This window comes from Vibrio sp. L5-1, assembly GCF_021728315.1.
GTDB lineage: Bacteria > Pseudomonadota > Gammaproteobacteria > Enterobacterales > Vibrionaceae > Vibrio > Vibrio splendidus_K.
Genome location: NZ_JAKKCQ010000006.1, coordinates 123,186 through 137,970, shown reverse-complemented (window position 1 = coordinate 137,970; position 14,785 = coordinate 123,186). Strand labels below are relative to the sequence as shown.

The window sequence follows — 14,785 nt, the reverse complement described above, 5'->3', positions numbered from 1 at the left end:
GAACCGAGAGATGAAGATTTTAGTTTGTGCATCTTACTTACATGCATGGAATAGTTTGCGTCCAGAAGCTGCGATTTTTATAGAGCTTGCGCGTCAAGGTCACCAAGTCACTATCATGACCCAAGGTGAGTCTGAGCATGTATCAAAGCTAGAAGAGTGCGGTATTCGAGTCGTTGATGGTTACCCAAAGCGTAAAGTTTGTTTTGACACCATTAAAAAGATCCGCCACGAGCTGAAAACGCATGATTACGACATCTGCTATGCTTTCAACTCAAAAACGATACCTAATGCGGCGTTTGCCTGTATTGGCTTCAAGGTTAAATTAGTCGTTTATCGAGGCACTACTGGAGGTTTATATCGACATGACCCAAGTGCTTATCTAACACAGCTACATCCTCGTGTGGATGGCATAGTTTGTGTTTCTGAAGCGGTTCGACAAGATGTGGTGAAGCGTGTTTGGAAGAACAAAGATAACGTTGTTACCATATACAAAGGGCATGAATTGGATTGGTATAAAGTACCACCAACCGAGCGTTCTGAGTTTGGTTTGAATGAAGATGATGTCGTCGCGATTACTGCAGCGCACGTAAGGCCAAGTAAGGGCATCTCTGTCTTACTTGAGGCGACCAAATACATTACTGCACCGAACTTCCATTTGATCTTAGCGGGCAGCGGCTACGAGCCTCATTTTGATGAAATGAAAGCAAGTCCTATGAGTGAGCGCATTCACTACATTGGTCATCGTACTGACATCCCTTCAATCATGTGTATGGCTGACTTTCAAGTTCAGCCATCGATTAGCGGAGAAGGGCTACCACGCACGATTGTCGAAGCGATGGCAAATGGCACAACCTCAGTAGTGACAACTACCGGTGGAGCTCCTGAACTCGTTGTAGATGGCGAGACTGGTTATATTGTCCCGACTGGTGACGCCAAGGCGTTAGGGGAGGCTATGGACAAGCTCGCACAAGATAAGGCAAAGTGCACAACAATGAGTGAAGCGGCTAAGAAGCGCCTAGATGAAAGCTTTAGTTCACGAGTGACAGTGAAGAAGCATTTGGAGTTTTTTGAGAAGTTGCTTAAGTAGTAATATAAAGTGAAAAGGGCTGTTTAGCCCTTTTTGTTCATAAAAAACTCGGCAAGCTCAAAATCTAATTGTTGGTCAATATCAAAAGAAACTCGATTTTCCATCACGTAGGCAAAGGATTTTTCCGTGTATTTAATTTCACCATACTCCATAAGCTTTCGAGCATCGAAGATATAAATAGCCCCATTGAATCGGTAAAAATCACCGCAATCTTGAGAGCGCTTTAATGCTTCAGGGCGAATAAAGTCTCCCATTGTGCCATCTTCTGGAAGCGTGTTAGCCCAAAGTGGTGGGTGTTCACATGGTGTAACGGAAACTACGGAGAAAGCCTGTTTTTCAATGAACAGATCCAATGCTTCATCGATATGTTGAGCCGTTCGCAATGGAGATGTTGGTTGAAGCAGTACAATTATATCTATGTCACGTCCAAATTTTTCTAACGTATAAGTTAGAACACTCTCTGTCGTTGCTGTATCCGATGCTAAGTGGTCTGGTCTTAGTTCTGGAACGTCGACACCAAATAGGGAGGAGGCATCCGCTATCTCCTGATCATCTGTGCTAACGAATACTTGATCAACATACTTACTCTTTTTGGCTGCATCAATTGACCACCCAATTAATGGTTTTCCAGCTAAAGGCAGCACGTTCTTTCTTGGTAGTCGTTTGCTGCCACCGCGGGCAGGGATAATCGCCAATACTCTTTTAGTGTCAATCATTAGAACATCTCTAAGCTATGGATATCAGCCTGCGCTCGATTGAAATCGTCCATGCGGCCAATATCTAACCAATACTCGTGGATTGGAAACATCAATACATTGTTGCGTTTATTCATATGTTGCTCTAACAACGTAGGCATATCTATACGGTGATTTTTTGGCACAGAATCAATGACTTGAGGTGAAACCACATAAATACCAGCATTCACGAAAAAACGTTGTATTGGTTTTTCGACCATACTCGTTATTTTGTTTCCTTCTCCATTTATTACACCGTAAGGGATTTGATAGTCGTATTCACGGACACACATTGTTGCATCAGCATTATTGTCTATATGAAATTCTAACAAGCGTTGAAAATCTACCTTTGTTAGAACATCTCCATTAATCATAATGAGAGGTAAATCTTTAGGTAGGTCGTCAGGTAATAAGCCTAATGCGCCACCTGTTCCTAGCGGTTCATTCTCATGGACGTAGGTGATGTTAATGCCTAAATCACTACCATCGCCAAAGTGGTTTTGAATTTGTTCAGGCATATAATGCGTAGAGATATAAAAGTTAACGAAACCCGCTTTAGTAAAGCTTCGTATCACCGTTTCAAGAATTGGTTTATCACCGATCTTTAGCATCGGTTTGGGGCAGCTATCTGTCAGAGGTTTCAAACGGGTACCAAAACCTCCAGCCATAATAAAGACTGGGTTTTGATAACTTGGTTTGTTTACTAGAGCGCGGTGAAGAGTTTCGAGGCCAACTAATTTCCCGTTATCAACGATAGGAATGAACAATATATCGAGCTTATTCATTTCCTCAATTAGGTGATCTCTTGAATTTAGTGATGTTGCTGTTACTGGTGACGAGTTCATTACATCAGATACAGGAGTATTAAGGCCCTTGCCCGATAATAGCCCTCGACGAATATCCCCATCTGTGACTACACCTAACAAGGTGTGCAAGCCATCAACGACCAATGCTCCACGGAGTGCTTCTGAATCTATAATTTGTAACGCATCTTTAAGTGTTGCTGACGGTGACAAGATGGCTTTTTTCCAACTATTAATCATTTCCAACCCACTTAGTTTCCTGATTTAGTTTAGCGAAAGTAATTGTGTGCGAGTCAACGTCTTTAACAATGGTGCTGCCCGCCCCTACAATACAGCCTTTACCCAACTCAATACCCTGAATTACTGTCGACCCGGCTCCAACATATACATTGTCATGGGTTTTAACGTGTCCACAAAGTGTTGCTCGAGGAGCAATATGATTGTGCTGACCAATAATACAATCATGCTCAACGAGAGCTGCTGTATTAATGATGCTATGGGCTCCTATCTCAACACCTGCCTGCACTACGGCTTGAGTTAGAATTTGAGAGCCTTCAGCTAGAGAAACAAAACTTGATACATGAGCTGTTGGCGCAATAACGGTCTCAAATCGATAACCCAACTGGCTAAAATAGATTCCAACTTTCTCTCGCAATGAAGACTTAGGCATCATGCCAATACCATTTACCAACATAACATCACTTGGTGAGTACTCCGTTATATCAGCGTCTTCTAAGAGTTGAGTAAGTCCCACGAAAACATCACGTTGAGTTATGTCATCTGGGCTAATAACTGCAATAATTTCTCGTCCTTTCTCCAACAAAATATCGGTTAACACGCTAGCATGCCCACCGCCACCAATCATTACAATGGGAAGTTCAAGGTTACTCAACGATTAGATCCCCTGCTTGATATGGCTTACTTGCTGTTTTTCCCAAAAGCTCCCACAACTTATAAGGAGACATACCTGAGCCCGGGCGCTTTATCACTAAATTTTCCATGTTAAAGGTTTCCCCAACAGAGATTGGTTTTGCTGCGACTAAGCTTTTACGAGCTACTGCCTTGTTTTTAACCTCAGAAACAGTGGGGCTCTTAACACTAGTACCAAGCGCGACTTCAACCTGGCGAATAGCATCGATCATAGCTTTGAGTTCATCTGGTTCCAAAGAAGCTTTGTGGTCTGGCCCTTCCATGGTTTTATCAAGGGTAAAATGTTTTTCGATTAATACTGCCCCACGCGCTACAGCAGCGATTGGAATAGTTATTCCCTCACTGTGATCTGAATAGCCTGACGCTAAATCAAATGCTAGGCCTAGTGTGTCCATTGCTTTCAGATTAATTTCTTCCATTGGCGCTGGATATTCAGTTGTACAATGTAAGATAGTCACTTTTTCTTTAAGCAACCTCTGCCCTTCATTCGAGGCATAAGCTTGTTGGAAAGCCAGAATACTGGGTTGTTTGTCATCGTCAGTAAGATAACCGAATGCTATAACCCCAAGTACTGACTCAACTTCTGCCAATGTAGCCATACCTGTAGAAACAATAAGATCACAACCAGTACGTGCATGCTCTAAAACAAGAGGCGCGTTTGTGATCTCACCTGAGGGGATCTTTAATCGCTTGAGACCGAGTTCGTTCACCAAAAAATTTAAGCTTTCAGAATCAAAAGCAGTAGAGAGGAATTCAATCCTAAGTTTATTGCAGTGGGCAACCAGTTGATGGTGTACTTCATACGATAATTCTAGGCGACTTAGCATCGCCAACTGAGATTCTTGCTTTTGTGTGTTCGCTACTTGATAGTCAGCTTGCTTTGCCGACTCTGTGACCAAGTTCTTCGCTTTAAAGGTTTGAAACTTAACAATGTCAGCACCTGCTTGATAAGCCGCTTCCACTAATTCAAAGGCGAGCTTATCATTCCCATTATGGTTAACACCTGCTTCAGCAATTATTAATGTCATAGAGTCTCTTTTTGTATTTGTTCTCGGTCTATAAAGGAATTATACATTATCTAGTGTGAGGTCATGGAACGCTTTGCTGCGTTCAAAACGCAAGGATTTAAGCATTTCTATAACCTGAGCACTCGTGTCACCTTGCCCATAAGGATTGATGATCGTTTCACCATCTAGCTTGTAATTTCGCTTCACAGCATCACTAATTGCCTCTGTGATAGACGCCAAACTGGGTTCGCAATTCAGCACACTTTTGGCCGCTAGGCGCCCTTTTTGTCTTGAACCAATATTGATCGTTGGAACATCAAAAGCTGGAACTTCAATAATACCACTCGACGAGTTTCCAATGACTGCAGCAGCGTGCTTGACTGAACTTAAATAGCGTATTTGCCCGAGAGAGGGGATTGCCAGCACGCGGCTTGGTTGTTTCGCTGCATAAGCCTCTAACATAGGAATGATTCGACGCCCGCCATCATCTGCATTGGGATAAGTCAGTATAATTTGGTGATTCGGGTATTCATCTAGTGCGTCTAACAGAGCTTGAAAGCTATCCTCTGGGGATTCATCTCCGAGAGTGACAGGATGGTAGGTGACTACAAAATAAGGACCTGTAAGATCAAAGTTCAGTGATTCACTCAACTCTGAAATCGTCATAAAAGAGCCTCTATTCAAGTGATCTAAGCCAATCGCACCAACGTTTTTTACTCGCTCTGGCGATTCACCTAATTGAATGACTCGATTTCGATATTCGTCTGTTGACGTGCCATGCAGGTAGCTCAATTTGGTAATAGCATGACGTATCGCATCATCGTAAGCGCCTTCGGTTATTTCCCCACCATGCAAATGTATAATTGGAATACGGAGTATCATGGCAGTTTGCGCTGCAGCTAGAGCTTCAAAACGATCTCCAAGAATGACAAGGACATCGGGTGCTAATCGTGACAATGCATCAGCAAAACCTAGAACGCCCAAACCCATACTTTTTGCCGTTCCAACCGGCGAGTCAGAAGACAGCAAAATCTCTATTTTCTCGTCGATCTGGAAGCCATCTTTTTCTATTTGCTTATAAGTATCACCAAATTCTGGAGATAGGTGCATACCAGAAACGAGCAACTGTAATGTTAGATCTGGGTCGCTTTGTATGTCTTTTAAAAGCCAAAAGAGCAGACCATACTCCGCTCTGGTACCTGTAAAGACCGCGACTTTTTTATGTGTCTGCATCGTGTATTAAACCTACTTAGCTTTTAATTTCCACCGGTGTACTTGGAAGGTTAATTAGGTGCGCTTCGATAAATTCAGAGTAAGTAAGATCACCGCGCATTGCATTTTCAAACATTGGTAACCTGTGCATGAGCTGCCAAATTGGGCGAGTCATCACACCTGCACTGTTTGTGCCCGCAAGGATCTCTTCTCTACTTTTTTTATCTGGGCAAATAATGGCATTTAACCAGTAATTCGACTCGGCATAATCTGGCTCAGTAACAAACTGAAAATCAGTCCCACTGAAAAGATTTTCGTAGCATTTTGCCAGTTGTCTTTTTTGCTTTAAGTACTGCTCAATAACTTCCATCTGTGCGCAACCCAATGCCGCGTTTAGATTAGGCATACGGTAGTTAAAGCCTGGTTCATCATGGAAAAACTCGTAGGGGTGAGGCACTTTCGCTGTCGTCGTGACATGCTTGGTTCGTGCTCCTAGCTCCTCGGTTTTACATAAGACCATACCGCCACCACCAGTGGTAATGATTTTGTTGCCATTGAAGCTGACTGCACTAACATCACCAATAGTACCGGTGTGCTTACCTTTATAGAAAGAACCTAGGCTTTCTGCAGCATCTTCTACTAAAACAAGATTCCATTTCAGGCAAACTGCAATCAGCTCATCAAGCTCTACAGGGTGGCCAAAGGTATGCATAGGGACAACCGCTTTAATTCGTTTGCCTGTATTCTTGTGAATACACCCCGTCTTGGTTACTTCAGCATGTTCACTTAAGAATGCATCCACGGCTTTTGGGCATAGACCCAAGCTTACTGGCGAGACATCCACAAAAATAGGCTCTGCACCCATATGATAAAGAGCGTTACAAGTTGCAACGAAAGTCAGAGCTTGTGTAATAACAAGGTCTCCTCGTTGAACATCAGCCATGTACAAGGCCGCATGTAGTGCTGCAGTACCATTGACTGTCGCTACCGCTTTAGCCGCACCTGTATACGCTTCAATCTTTCGCTCAAAGTCATCAACAAATTTACCAACGCTAGAAACAAAAGTACTTTCAATCGTTTCCATAACATAGGCTTTTTCGTTGCCATTAAACGTTGGTGCGTGCAACGGAATGAATTCATTAGTTTTATAAGTATCTCTAACAAATTCAACAATAGATGTCGCTTTCATTACTTACTCCGCTTACATCTTGCTATCGAGGTATTTACCGGTTTCTTTGTGCCCGAAATCAGGGATCATGGTAAAGAATAGTTTTACAATTTGATCCTTAGTCCAAGCTTTCTCGCCTTTCATCGCTAAAATGCTGTCTTCGAATAAGGTGAGTAATTCTTGGTCATAAAGTGGGTCGTTTTTAATGATTCCAAGATTTGCAAATCGAGACATGTCCAACTCTTCTTTATCCGTGAAAAACTCTTCAAAGTCTTTCTCACCCGTTGTATCGCTAGCAGTGAACAAACATGGCCACTTTCCTTGTTCAGGAAGTGTATGAGCCAATTGTCGAGCTTCTTCTTCTGTTTCACACAAGTGAGGCTCATAGCCAAGTTGCTCTAAATATTTCACGGCAATATCAGCAAACGAAATAAGATGAAGTGCTTCACTCAACTTAGGAAAGAAAATGTCACGATTTTCACCAAAGATACACGACATTAGACATAGCTCACCTGACTCTTGAGGAGTCACGAAGTAACGCTTGATATCGTTTGGAGCTACGATAGGTTGGCGCTTTTGAATACGCTGGTTGAAACCATGCAACAATGAACCATCCGAAAATGCAACATTGGCAAAGCGCGCTGTTGAGATAGCCATCTGCTCGCTTTTACGCATTAGGAACATCTCCATAATACGCTTTGATGCGCCCATCATATTGACTGGGTTCGCAGCTTTGTCTGTTGATACACAGAAATACTTCTTAGCACCAGCATCAATAGATTGTTGAATGGTTTTATCTGTATTAAATACGTTTACATCGATCATTCGCATCAATGTATAAGGATCTTTCTCGCTTCTAACATGCTTAAGTGCTGATAGGTTCAACACGTAATCAAACTTGCCATCTGCTTTGATAAACGCGTCATACTCTAGAGAACCAATATCTAAGGCAAATGTTTGGAAATCACCATCGATGTAGCCAAATGAGCTACGGATATCTCGAACTAGCTCCACCATGTTGTTTTCACTAATATCAACAACATGCAGTTTCTTAGGGTTACGTTTGAAGATTTCTTTGGTAACAGCTTGGCCAATTGAGCCTGCTCCACCTAAAACAAGAAAGCTAGATTCTGATATTATGTCTGCTAGTTCATTTTGATGCTGTTTTATATCAGAATTGAACAGCATCTCCGTACGACCGATTAGTGATAAGGAATTAGTCATCGATTTACTCTTTATGTTGAACTAAATGGGAAATTAATTTAGGTAATTATAATTCAATTTTTTGTAAAACTTGCTTAATCCTGAGATCTAACTCTGCAGGGTTTTGCTCAAAGCTTGCAATAGTATTGATTGTTTCGGCTATTTCTTCTTGTTTCAATATTTGGAAAACGTCACAGTATTCTTCCAATCCCATACCGACCGATGAAAATAACGACACAATTCCCATTTTCTTATTAGACAGCATCAGGAATAGTTCAACCGGAAGCTTAGGTGGCAATTGTTCAACGCCCTCAAAGAGTTTGTTGTAATCGTCTTTTGGCTCAGAAGGGTGGAGCTTTAAAACAACATTATAGCCTGCATTGATTGCCTGTTTATAAATGTCTTGATAGACCTTTTTGACAAAGTTGATATCTTTGAATCGTAGAGCGTTTTCTTTAGATGTTGGCTGAGTCGCAAGAATGATCGTTCTTTTTTCATTTGTGTAATTATCGACTTGGAATAGTTCTGATACTACCTCAACTGCGTGTCCTGATTTTGATAGAGTAAGTTTTTTTACTTTGTCTTTTATTTTTGAGGGTGATTTCTCAGGTGAAAGAAGGTGAATTTCTAGACACTCTTTTTTTTCGCCCATGATCATTGTCTTTGAAGGGTAGCCCTTAAATCTTCTAAATATTTTTTTTACTGGACTATTAATAGGAATTTCAATGTAGTTCCTCATTCCATCTTCAATCATTTTATAGGTTGGAACCAGCAACCTAAATAATCTAGACATTTTATTGTCGTCATTGAAAACAAAAAGCTCATAGCTACCTAAATCTGGAAGTATTTTTTTATAATCATTAATATAGGAAATCAAAGAATTCTTTAAAAAATTAGGGATACGCAATCCGAGCATGGAAGATTTTATTATAAATTTACCAATTAGGCCTTTTCGCTTTATTCCGGAGGTTAGTTCATCTCTACTAGCCAATATAATGTTAATGTTGCTTGGTAGGTTAGATGTACTTATAAGTGTAGAAGGGATGTTTTGGTAGTCATTAAATAATACAATGGTGGAGTTTTTATTTGACTTAACAGCATGAAAAACACTTAGCATGACATGTCTTACCGTAGAGCAAATATAAATATTTGAATTTCCATCTATCATAATTCACCTCGATAAGACTGTGCTAATTTGTCAGTGTAAGAGCATTTTAACCACGTAAAGTTCATTGTTTTTTAATGCTAATTTTGAATTTGATATTATGTAGGTGACGTTGGATGGTTTCGTTTAAATTGAACCACTCACGCTTACATTTCTTGAATAAACTTCTGGTGCAGGTGCGTTTTTCATAGCCGATATCAGAATCAAACTTTGGGTCATTCGTTAAGCAGGGTACCGCAGTGCCGTAGCACTCGACTTCGTTTTGCCAGAATCGGTCCATATAAATATCGACGGCCATATACCATTCATTTGAATTATTAAGTAGTTTTTTTGCGCCTGAGGGCGTTAGAAAGTAGCCTGTTGCACTCATGTGACCTTTAGTGAATTTATGTATTTTGGTTGAACTACACTCAAAGATACAATATGAACTAAACTTTCGACGTTTGTTTTTAAATAACCGAATACATTCTATATAGTTAGGTAGCTCTGCTGTGTCCCGTATAAAATTAAGAAACGTCTCTTTAAATAGAAGAGCGTCATCCTCAATTACGATTATTGGTTGGTTGAGTTCGACACACTTCTGCCATAATAAGTAATGGCTTGCATAACACCCTAACTGACCAGCGCTTAGTGTTTTTGCCCTGTATGTTTGGCTCAAATCATCATTATAACGCTTAAGCAGCGGATGAGGGGGGGATGTTCTTCCATCTACAGCAGAAAATAGCTCAAAAGGAAGAGATAGTTCGCCTAATTGGCGGCTAATATTTTCTTTTCTCTCTGTGGAAGATTCTAAATTGATCACAAAGATTTTAGTCATTGGAAACTCTCTTACATCTTGAGCAAATAGGGACAAGGAACAATAAATATAACATCAGGGGTTGAGGGTGGTTCAAAGGGACATCAGTTAACCCTGCAATGAAAAATAGGCAGGTTGAACCAATAACTATAAACTTCTCATAGTCTTGCAAGTGCTTTAATCTAGTCAAAGGATAAATTAATATACTTATTACAAAGGCTAGGCCTATAATGCCGCTTTTGACCATCTTATCTAGGAACTGATTGTGATAATGACTTGAAGCATTAACGTAAATTGTTTTTGAAATTATATTTTCATTTAGCTTGTCTTTTAAGATTTTCTCATTATTTTGCCCATGCCCCAATAGTGGTTTTTGTTTAAATAAGTCTGGTGTTAGTTGCCATAATTTTAATCTTACGCCGATAGATGTATTATAATCATGATCTTGAATCATTTTAATTTCATACATTGTTTGATTATATCGAGCATTAATATTATCTTTAAATAAGTATATTCCAGTGGGCAATACTACCAGCGTGGCAATAATAGCAAGAATCAACTGGTTTTGGGTGGGTGTTTTTTTTATACACTTAGTAACTATAAGTATGAGAATGCTTATAGCTAATGCTAACCAAACACCTCGAGCTTCGCTTAACATTATGGGAGGTAAAGATAGAAAAAAGGCTAATAAAGGGATTATCTTTTCCTTTATCTTTGATTTTATCATTAACAACGAAAAAGCAATTATAGACAACATTGAACATGCCGTAGCATAAGGTATCGGGTTGATATATCCAGCATTACGAATAGAACCGATATATACGTTATAATATAAACTGTTGGCGCATACCGTAATACTACCAATTAAAACGATCCAACGTAGTGACCTTTGAGTGAGAAGCTCATAAGGAAATATTATGAGAAATAGTGTTGAACCGACAAGTGCTCTTATTTCTCTAGAGCTTGTACCATGGTAATAGTAGCTGAAAATAGTATAAGCACATAATGAAATTGTCAGCCAAATAAATGAATAGCATAAGTTCTTTGAAGCCACTTCTTTTTTATATGCAATAGAACCAACAATAATGCTAATAAGTAATAGTGGTATAATTTTCTTATCACCACTATCTAGTACCAACATGCCAGTAACTGCAAAAAAGTAAGGCAGCATTAATAGGGTTGTATATAAATTACTCTTCTTAAGAATGTTCATGTAAGTTAATATAATGCTAGTTATTATATGGATTAATATTGCTACCCGGACGAGTCTTAAGCAGTCTTAAGATCCACATATATTGCTCAGGATTTTTACTCACGTAGTCTTCAATACATTGATTCATCATACGTGCGTCTAGCTCTTCACTCCCCGTTGGGAATGGCAAAGCAGGGTAGAAATCCAGGGTGTATTGGCCAGTGTTGCTATCGTATTGAGCAAACAGAGGAACTATTTTAGCCTTGCTCAATTTTGATAGGCGACCGAGGCCTGAAATTGTTGCTTTTTGAGTCGCGAAGAAGTCAACGAAGACACTGTGCTCACGACCTAGATCTTCATCTGGCAGGTAGTAGCCAAGGTACCCATCACGTACTGATTTGATGAAAGGCTTTATACCACCACTACGGTCATAAACTCGACCGCCGTATTGGACGCGCTGTATATGCATCAGCCAATCACTTAGTTTGTTTTTTTGAGCTTTCGCCATTGCAGATACCGGAAGGTTACGTGATGCTAACAATACTGCAGGGATGTCGATGGCCCACGTATGTGGCACTAACAAGATAACATTCTCGCCACTGTCCGTAATATCGGTTAGGTTGCTCAGGCCGTTTATCGAGGTATTGTTCTCTAGCCAAGTTTTGCTTTTTAGTGTTAAAGAAGCAAACCCTATCAAAAACGATATAGATGTAACGTATGACTGATAGAGGGTTTCTTCGCGCTGTTCTATAGACTGTTCAGGAAAGCACATCTCAAGGTTGACGCGAGCTCGGCGGTTAGCCTTATTCTTGATTTTGACTGCTTGCTTAGCCATAAACTTAGCGAGTGCGAAACGAATGCTATTAGGTAAGAAGCAAACTAAAGAAGATAACAGAACAGCAATCCAGGTACCCCAGTATTTAGGTGCTAGAAACCCCCATTCAAACTTAGGATTGTAAGCTTTTGGATCAAAATCATTGCGTTGTGTGGTCATTCGTTCACTACATTATTTAAATCAGAGAGTTAACTTTATATCGGTCACTCAAGGAATGATTATGTTTACTAGATTGTTCAATAATGCACCCCAAAAAGTAGGGGGCACTATTAGTGTCTTAATCTGAAATATAAAACTATAACTATGCGTTTACGAGCTTCATGTACTCAGTGACGCCATCTGCCACTGTTCTAAACTCGATATCGCAACCTGTATTGCGAAGCTTAGTTAAGTCAGCTTGAGTGAATTCTTGGTAAGCGCCTTTTAAATGCTCAGGGAAAGGAATCGTTTCGATTTCACCTTTACCGTGGTGCTTAATTACCGCTTTGGCAACTTCGTCAAAAGACTCAGCATTGCCGGTGCCTAGGTTAAAGATGCCAGAAACACCATTTTCTAAGAACCACAGGTTTACTGCTGCAACATCACCGACATACACAAAATCACGCTGGAATGTTTCGCTACCTGCGAACAGTTTAGGGTTCTCACCGGCATTCATTTGGTTGTTTAGGTGGAAAGCAACAGAGGCCATGCTGCCTTTGTGATCTTCTCGTGGACCGTAAACATTGAAGTAACGGAAACCAGTAATTTGAGGTAACGTCTCGTTATGCGCTACAGCATCCGCGGTTAGGCGGCGAACATAGTTGTCAAATTGTTGTTTAGAGTAACCGTAGACATTTAATGCGCCTTCATACTCTTTCTCTTCGATGAAAGTATCGGTTTCACCGTAAATTGCAGCTGAAGAAGCATATAGGAATGGAATTTCACGCTCAACACAGTAGTGCAGTAACTCTTTTGAGTACTCATAGTTGTTAAGCATCATGTATTTACCATCCCACTCGGTCGTTGCCGAACAAGCACCTTCATGGAAAATAGCTTCAATCGGGCCGAAATCATCGCCAGCCATAACTTGAGTTAGGAAGTCGTCGCGATCCATGTAGTCAGTGATGTCTAGGTCTACAAGGTTCTTGAACTTTTTACCGTTCTTGAGGTTGTCGACAACTAGAATATCGTTGTGGCCTGCGTCATTGAGTGCTTTCACAATATTGCTGCCAATCATACCAGCACCACCCGTTACGATAATCATAATTTTCTAACTCTTTTGAATACAAAACTGTCACGAGTATAGCAAGGAATGGATAAAGCGGGCTAGTGGAATAATTCTCCAACCAGAGTATGATGTGGCCAGATAAATTATGAATTAAATTGAGTGAATAACTCAAAGCTATAGGTATTAGTATGAAAATTGCAGTAGCTGGGACAGGGTATGTTGGCTTATCAAATGCGATGTTATTGGCACAAAACCACGAAGTGGTAGCTGTAGATATTATTGAAGATAAAGTAGTGATGCTTAATAAAAAGCAATCTCCAATTGTTGATAGTGAGATTGAACACTTTTTATCGAGTAAGGAGCTTAACTTTAGAGCCACAACAGACAAAGCTGCATACAAAGATGCCGAGTTTGTTATCATCGCAACACCTACGGATTATGATCCTAAAAATAACTATTTCAACACTTCCTCCGTTGAATCTGTTATCAAAGATGTTATGAAAATGAACCCAGGTGCTGTCATGGTGATCAAATCAACAGTTCCTGTAGGTTATACCGCACAGATCAGAGAAGATCTAGGTTGCGAAAACGTTATATTCTCACCTGAGTTTTTGCGCGAAGGCAAAGCCCTATACGATAACCTACACCCATCACGAATTATCGTTGGTGAGTGTTCTGAACGCGCTAAAGTATTTGCGAATCTGCTGGTTGAAGGAGCAGAAAAAGAGAATATCGACGTACTATTTACTAACTCCACAGAAGCGGAAGCAGTAAAGCTCTTCTCAAATACCTACCTTGCGATGCGTGTTTCTTATTTCAATGAGCTCGATTCTTATGCCGAAGCTCACGGTTTGGATTCTCGCCAGATTATCGAAGGTGTGGGTTTAGACCCTCGAATTGGCAATCATTACAACAATCCTTCATTTGGTTACGGTGGTTACTGCTTACCGAAAGACACCAAGCAACTGTTGGCTAATTACCAAGATGTACCTAACAACATTGTGGGCGCTATTGTTGACGCTAACCGCACTCGTAAAGATTTTATTGCGGAGTCCATTATTAAGCGCTCGCCAAAAGTGGTGGGTATCTATCGCTTGATCATGAAGGCCGGTTCAGACAACTTCCGTGCGTCGTCGATTCAAGGCATCATGAAGCGTTTGAAAGCTAAAGGTATTGAAGTGGTCGTGTTCGAACCTGTGTTGGAAGAAGAACACTTCTTTAACTCTAAAGTTTATTCTGACCTTGAAGAGTTTAAAACCGTATCGGATGTGATTGTTTCTAACAGAATGGTAGAAGAAATCGCAGACGTTGCAGATAAGGTGTACACACGAGACCTCTTTGGCAGTGATTGATTCCAGCTGTGATTGATCATAGGTGTGATGGATTGAAGGTGAATTTTAGCGTTTGCTAATTCGACCAGATGTTATCAGCTCGATCTATCCGCTT

At 40.5% G+C, this 14,785-nt stretch carries 14 protein-coding genes; 2 read left to right on the top strand and 12 right to left on the bottom strand.

From position 1 onward, the window contains the following. Positions 1 to 10: 10 nt before the first annotated feature. Positions 11 to 1,087 carry a glycosyltransferase family 4 protein gene (locus L3V35_RS19580; RefSeq protein ID WP_054547962.1) on the top strand — a complete coding sequence of 359 codons (1,077 nt, stop codon included), beginning with the start codon at positions 11 to 13 and terminating at the stop codon, positions 1,085 to 1,087. A gap of 23 nt (positions 1,088 to 1,110) precedes the next feature. On the opposite strand, the gene L3V35_RS19575 is transcribed toward L3V35_RS19580, so the two are convergent. The 12 genes from L3V35_RS19575 to rfaD all read right to left on the bottom strand — a co-directional run bounded on the left by L3V35_RS19575 (position 1,111) and on the right by rfaD (position 13,375). Next, positions 1,111 to 1,803: an acylneuraminate cytidylyltransferase family protein gene (locus L3V35_RS19575; RefSeq protein ID WP_054547961.1), complete on the bottom strand. Its 693-nt coding sequence runs from the start codon at positions 1,801 to 1,803 to the stop codon at positions 1,111 to 1,113. Then, on the bottom strand, positions 1,803 to 2,864 hold the full coding sequence (locus L3V35_RS19570) for a nucleotidyltransferase family protein (protein WP_054547960.1): 1,062 nt from the start codon (positions 2,862 to 2,864) through the stop codon (positions 1,803 to 1,805). Before L3V35_RS19570 ends, L3V35_RS19575 begins: the two co-directional genes overlap by 1 nt. Continuing rightward, on the bottom strand, positions 2,857 to 3,516 hold the full coding sequence (locus tag L3V35_RS19565) for an acetyltransferase (protein WP_054547959.1): 660 nt from the start codon (positions 3,514 to 3,516) through the stop codon (positions 2,857 to 2,859). The genes L3V35_RS19570 and L3V35_RS19565 overlap by 8 nt, the downstream gene beginning before the upstream one ends. Beyond that, on the bottom strand, positions 3,509 to 4,582 hold the full coding sequence (gene neuB, locus L3V35_RS19560; protein ID WP_054547958.1) for an N-acetylneuraminate synthase: 1,074 nt from the start codon (positions 4,580 to 4,582) through the stop codon (positions 3,509 to 3,511). Before neuB ends, L3V35_RS19565 begins: the two co-directional genes overlap by 8 nt. A gap of 39 nt (positions 4,583 to 4,621) precedes the next feature. Then, positions 4,622 to 5,794, bottom strand: coding sequence for a UDP-N-acetylglucosamine 2-epimerase (gene neuC, locus L3V35_RS19555; RefSeq protein WP_054547957.1), 1,173 nt, complete (start codon positions 5,792 to 5,794; stop codon positions 4,622 to 4,624). A 16-nt stretch (positions 5,795 to 5,810) separates the two neighbouring features. After that, positions 5,811 to 6,962 carry a LegC family aminotransferase gene (locus L3V35_RS19550; RefSeq protein ID WP_054547956.1) on the bottom strand — a complete coding sequence of 384 codons (1,152 nt, stop codon included), beginning with the start codon at positions 6,960 to 6,962 and terminating at the stop codon, positions 5,811 to 5,813. Positions 6,963 to 6,974: 12 nt separating this feature from the next. Then, the gene (locus L3V35_RS19545; RefSeq protein ID WP_054547955.1) at positions 6,975 to 8,165 is read right to left on the bottom strand and encodes a UDP-N-acetylglucosamine 4,6-dehydratase; all 1,191 of its coding nucleotides are present in this window, start codon (positions 8,163 to 8,165) and stop codon (positions 6,975 to 6,977) included. A 46-nt stretch (positions 8,166 to 8,211) separates the two neighbouring features. Further along, positions 8,212 to 9,312: a glycosyltransferase family 52 gene (locus L3V35_RS19540; RefSeq protein WP_054547954.1), complete on the bottom strand. Its 1,101-nt coding sequence runs from the start codon at positions 9,310 to 9,312 to the stop codon at positions 8,212 to 8,214. Between the two features lie 61 nt (positions 9,313 to 9,373). Beyond that, entirely contained in the window at positions 9,374 to 10,126 is a 753-nt protein-coding gene (locus L3V35_RS19535) for a glycosyltransferase family 25 protein (protein ID WP_054547953.1), read from the bottom strand. Next, entirely contained in the window at positions 10,119 to 11,318 is a 1,200-nt protein-coding gene (locus tag L3V35_RS19530) for an O-antigen ligase family protein (protein WP_054547952.1), read from the bottom strand. The genes L3V35_RS19535 and L3V35_RS19530 overlap by 8 nt, the downstream gene beginning before the upstream one ends. A gap of 16 nt (positions 11,319 to 11,334) precedes the next feature. After that, positions 11,335 to 12,291, bottom strand: a complete 957-nt coding sequence (lpxM, locus tag L3V35_RS19525; RefSeq protein WP_054547951.1) for a lauroyl-Kdo(2)-lipid IV(A) myristoyltransferase — start codon at positions 12,289 to 12,291, stop codon at positions 11,335 to 11,337. Between the two features lie 142 nt (positions 12,292 to 12,433). After that, positions 12,434 to 13,375: an ADP-glyceromanno-heptose 6-epimerase gene (rfaD, locus tag L3V35_RS19520; protein WP_237300514.1), complete on the bottom strand. Its 942-nt coding sequence runs from the start codon at positions 13,373 to 13,375 to the stop codon at positions 12,434 to 12,436. 152 nt (positions 13,376 to 13,527) lie between these two features. On the opposite strand from rfaD, the gene L3V35_RS19515 reads away from it, so the two are divergent. Next, the gene (locus L3V35_RS19515; protein WP_054547949.1) at positions 13,528 to 14,691 is read left to right on the top strand and encodes a nucleotide sugar dehydrogenase; all 1,164 of its coding nucleotides are present in this window, start codon (positions 13,528 to 13,530) and stop codon (positions 14,689 to 14,691) included. The last annotated feature ends 94 nt before the right edge of the window (positions 14,692 to 14,785 follow it).